This window comes from Thermogutta sp. (assembly GCF_039793925.1).
In the GTDB taxonomy this organism is placed as follows: domain Bacteria; phylum Planctomycetota; class Planctomycetia; order Pirellulales; family Thermoguttaceae; genus Thermogutta.
The window spans coordinates 1-3,998 of the sequence record NZ_JBAMME010000273.1; the positions used below are offsets into that span (position 1 = coordinate 1).

The 3,998-nt window shown below is 53.6% G+C and carries 5 protein-coding genes; all 5 read left to right on the plus strand.

Features of this window, described 5'->3' with window-relative positions:
• Positions 1-32: 32 nt before the first annotated feature.
• The 5 genes from ABJK56_RS13925 (at position 33) to ABJK56_RS13945 (ending at position 3,904) form a co-directional block, all read left to right on the plus strand.
• Positions 33-665: a DUF4355 domain-containing protein gene (locus ABJK56_RS13925; RefSeq protein ID WP_347245272.1), complete on the plus strand. Its 633-nt coding sequence runs from the start codon at positions 33-35 to the stop codon at positions 663-665.
• Positions 666-670: 5 nt separating this feature from the next.
• Positions 671-1,495 (plus strand): hypothetical protein, encoded by an 825-nt coding sequence (locus tag ABJK56_RS13930; RefSeq protein ID WP_347245273.1) that lies wholly within the window; start codon positions 671-673, stop codon positions 1,493-1,495.
• A 12-nt stretch (positions 1,496-1,507) separates the two neighbouring features.
• A complete protein-coding gene (locus ABJK56_RS13935) occupies positions 1,508-1,864 on the plus strand; it encodes a hypothetical protein (protein WP_347245274.1) in 357 nt (118 codons plus the stop codon).
• Between the two features lie 189 nt (positions 1,865-2,053).
• Entirely contained in the window at positions 2,054-3,496 is a 1,443-nt protein-coding gene (locus ABJK56_RS13940; protein WP_347245275.1) for a hypothetical protein, read from the plus strand.
• Positions 3,497-3,556: 60 nt separating this feature from the next.
• Positions 3,557-3,904 carry a hypothetical protein gene (locus ABJK56_RS13945; RefSeq protein ID WP_347245276.1) on the plus strand — a complete coding sequence of 116 codons (348 nt, stop codon included), beginning with the start codon at positions 3,557-3,559 and terminating at the stop codon, positions 3,902-3,904.
• Positions 3,905-3,998 lie beyond the last annotated feature (94 nt).

Sequence of the window (3,998 nt, forward strand, 5' to 3'; positions counted from 1 at the left end):
AAACCCGACGGGGGTAAAACGGAGGGCAGATAATGCCAGAAGAAGTACAAGAAGTGCAAGTTGATACTCAGGTGCAGGAAGCAAGCCCTGCTCCGGAGGCAAGTCAAACTCTCGAACCAGAGAGGGACGATCGACGCTTTAGCGTCGACGAAGTCAATCGAATTGTTGCGCAACGGCTTGAGCGCGAAAGGAAACGTCTTCGCAGTGAAATAGAAACGGAGCTCAAGAAGGCTGCTGAAGAGAAAGACCTTTCGGAGATCGAGCGACTCCAGCGAACGGTCAACGAGTATGAGACGAAGCTGCGCGATGTCGAATACAAGTTGAATGATCGAGCCATTCGTTCGGAAGCGCAGGCGGTTGCTCTTGAGCTTGGCATAAAACCGGATCGGATCCGGCAGGCGATCCGGCTCGCGGACTTCGCTGAAGTCACAGTCGACCCTGAAACCCGCGAGCCCGATCGCGAGGCAATCAAGCAGGCCTTGAAGCAAGTTGTTGTAGAGTTGCCAGAGCTAATGACATCGACGAGTGCGCGAGCCGGCGTTGACTTTAGCACGGGTGCCGGGCAACAGCCCTTGAACGACGATATCATTGCGAAGATGTCGACTGAAGAGCTTAAGCGGAGAATGCCAGAAATTCAAGCATATTACGCATCTAAAAGGAGATGATCTAAATGTCTGTAAACAATTTTATCCCAGAGCTTTGGTCTCGACGAATACTCGAGACCTTGCAAAAAACATCGGTTTATACTTCGGTCTGCAATCGCGATTATGAAGGCGAGATTAAGGGTCAGGGAGATCGCGTCAGGATCACGGCGCTTGGGCCGGTGACGGTTAGCGATTACACAAAAAACAGCACGACAATTACTCCCGAGACCTTGAACGACGAGCAGTTGACGCTGGAAATCAGCCAGGCGAAATATTTCGCCTTTCAAGTCGACGATGTCGATCGCGCGCAAGCCGGAGTCGACATCATGGCTGCGGCGATGAATGACGCGGCCTACCGACTGCGGGATGCTGCCGACCAGTACATTGCTTCGCTCTACACCGAAGCGGGTTCGATTTCGTCGAGCGTCGCAATTAATAGTCAAAACGCCCTGGCGGGATTGTTGACGCTTGCTCAAGCGCTTGACGAGCGCAACGTCCCCACGGAGGGGCGCTGGTGCATCATCCCGCCCTGGTACAAGACAAAGCTTGTTCTTGCGAAAGTTCTTGTTGAAAACACAACGAACGAAGCATTTGACAACGGTTTTGTCGGGCGCGCGGCAGGCTTTGACTTGAAGGTCTCGAACAACGTTCCCGCCGCGACGGGGACCTATCGCATAATGGCCGGGATCCCGCGGGCGATCACCTACGCGGAACAGATTAACAAGGTCGAGGCCTATCGGTTGCAATCCCGGTTCGCGGACGCGGTGCGCGGGCTGCATCTCTATGGCGCCAAGGTTGTCCTGCCCGATGCACTCGCCGTTTTGACTTGCACGATTGCCAGTGAACCGTAAGGAGATGTTGAAATGGCTGATCAAACAATTACTCCAGTTCAAGTTGCTTTGAATGCCGGTACCACAATCGCAAGCGCGAGCTGGGCGTCTTTGACGTCCAGCAACGACGGGGTCCTTGTGCCCCCGCCGGACGCTCGGTTTTTGATTCTCGCAAGAGACTCGGCGGGCGGAGCGACATTGACCATTAAGGCTGGCGACGGCCTTGCTGGTAGTCAAGGCGATATCGTCATTTCGAACATGACGCAGAACTTGATTTACTGCGTTGTGGCGGAGAGTGCCCGAGTTAAAAACACGAGTGGCGCAGATACCGGAAAGATCAGGATCAAGGCTTCGGCCGCGGTGAGCGTTGCTTGCGTCGAACTGCCGTAAGGCGAGGTTGTAAAAACATGGTCACGAAGAACATCACGTGGCTGCGCGGGGGTTGCGCGGGGCCCCCGCCAGCCCCAAACATCGAAGCTGAAAACCCTGAGCCTCAACCTGAGGTTCAATCAAAAGAAAAGAAAGCCCAAGCGCCGCGCGCTCGCGACCGTCGTCGAAATGATCGGGAGGTGAAGGGCAATGCTAATTGATATGATTGACCACCCTCAAGGCGCGGTCATCGATGGCGTGCACGTTGCTTCCGGGTTGTTTGGTAAAAACGTTCGGGTTGTCCGCCCGACGGACGACTTACAAAAGGCAATCGATAGAGCCGGTGCTGCTTATGCGGCGACTGGTGCATATCAACTGGTTGAGGTTCCGCCGTTCACATATACAAGTTCAATCTACATGAGACCCGGCGTGTGTTTGCGGGGGGTTCACAGGGACCTTTCCGTGATAGACGTTGATCCGAGCCCCAATGATGGCGCTGCCATTTATGGCAATGGAAAGAACTGGCTCCAGAATTTAACTATTCGTGGACGCAAGGTTCCGCCTTCGCTTCTCAATGCTTGTACTACGTTAACTGGCTGGACCGCCGGTACGAATATTACTTTGAGTAACCCCGGCCCTGTAGATGGCCGCGCGGGCATGCTTTTGACACGCGGCGGTCCGCTCAGCGGGACACTTGCACGCCTTGATTGCTCGACCGGCGGGCCAGGGGTTGCAAGCAAGTTTTACATTTGGTTTCGGGCCACAGCCCCCTTGACTGCAGGTCAAATAGTCTTTGAGACTAACACGGAACCTGATGGCAGTGGAACGAGTCGAACGTGCGATATACCGGCAATAGCGGCGAATCGATGGTACGGCTTGTATTTCGGGCTTTTAGAGCAAACAGTGAAGAGCGTTGCGCTCAAGGTGGGAAATGCCGATCCCAACTGTAATCTTTACATCTCCGATATCCGATACCGACCGTCAAGTTCTGCGTCCTTTGTAGCAGCTATAAACTTTCCGAGCCTGTCAACTGACGAACTATATGACTTAACCGTCGAAGACTGTACTCTCGATGGCGACGAGGACGTGATTATTCACACTGGGGATCCTGCTATACCCTGCGAGGCGGTCACGCTGCGGCGCTGTGATATGACGACAGCCGGCGATGGGCTTTCGTACTTAACTAACATTCTCATGGAAGATTCAAGGCTTGTCTACGACGCGAGTCACTGGCGGGCTTCATGGGGGCGATTGATTTGTCACCCCGGGGGTTACGTTAAAGTTCGTCGGTCGCTACTGGACCTCACAGTGCCTGCCGGTCACTTTGGCCCTGGCTATCCTGCTTGCTTTTGGACTCAAGGCGAGGTCAGTCCAGTTGAGTTCGAGGATTGCATTCTACGAGCGAGAATACTGGACGAAAAATATTCCGGGGTTTTTGTGAATTGCTTTTACACGGCGGGTACAACTCCGATAACCTTTGATCTCATTCGCTGTCACCTTGAAACATTTGACGCCACAGGAGCTTTGCAACACGCTCATTTGAATGATGAATATAGTGTTGGCGATATCTACAATTTGATAGGGTGTACTTCTGACCGAACGCTGGAAACAAATGGCGATCCAACTGTAAACATTCGCGCTGGTCTAGACTGAGACTTGTGCCAGTCAAGAACGAGCAGGACTGGCCGACTGATCGCTTGAAAGTGGATTGCTATGGTTCGTGTTACAACAACTGACCTCGCGGAATACTTGGGTTCGACAGATCTACCAGAAGACGCGGAGAGGCTACTGGAGCGCGCGACTGAGCTGGTGGACAGCGTTATTTCAATTCGACCGGCTCAAATTCCGGACGATCTACTCGCCTTGTATGTTAAGGCGGTGTGCGCTCAGATTGAATACTGGATGCACGCTGGCGAGTTGAATCGTGTTCCCCGTGACATAACAGGCTATCGTATAGGCTCTGTATCGATCGACTACACACGCGGCGGCCCCATAGCGCCGCGAACACAGCAATATTTGGAGTCGGCAGGATTGTTATATGCAGGAGCGAACGTTGTCTGAGGCATGGCCAATCGAATGGATGTTCACGAAGGAAGTCCGCCTTGTGACAGCGGCTCCAAGCGCCTTCGGGCCGGTTGTCGAATCGACACCTGTC

Coding starts and splice junctions, on each gene's coding strand:
- ABJK56_RS13925 (WP_347245272.1), top strand. CDS start 33: ATGCCAGAAGAAGTACAAGAAGTGCAAGTTGATACTCAGGTGCAGGAA.
- ABJK56_RS13930 (WP_347245273.1), top strand. CDS start 671: ATGTCTGTAAACAATTTTATCCCAGAGCTTTGGTCTCGACGAATACTC.
- ABJK56_RS13935 (WP_347245274.1), top strand. CDS start 1,508: ATGGCTGATCAAACAATTACTCCAGTTCAAGTTGCTTTGAATGCCGGT.
- ABJK56_RS13940 (WP_347245275.1), top strand. CDS start 2,054: ATGCTAATTGATATGATTGACCACCCTCAAGGCGCGGTCATCGATGGC.
- ABJK56_RS13945 (WP_347245276.1), top strand. CDS start 3,557: ATGGTTCGTGTTACAACAACTGACCTCGCGGAATACTTGGGTTCGACA.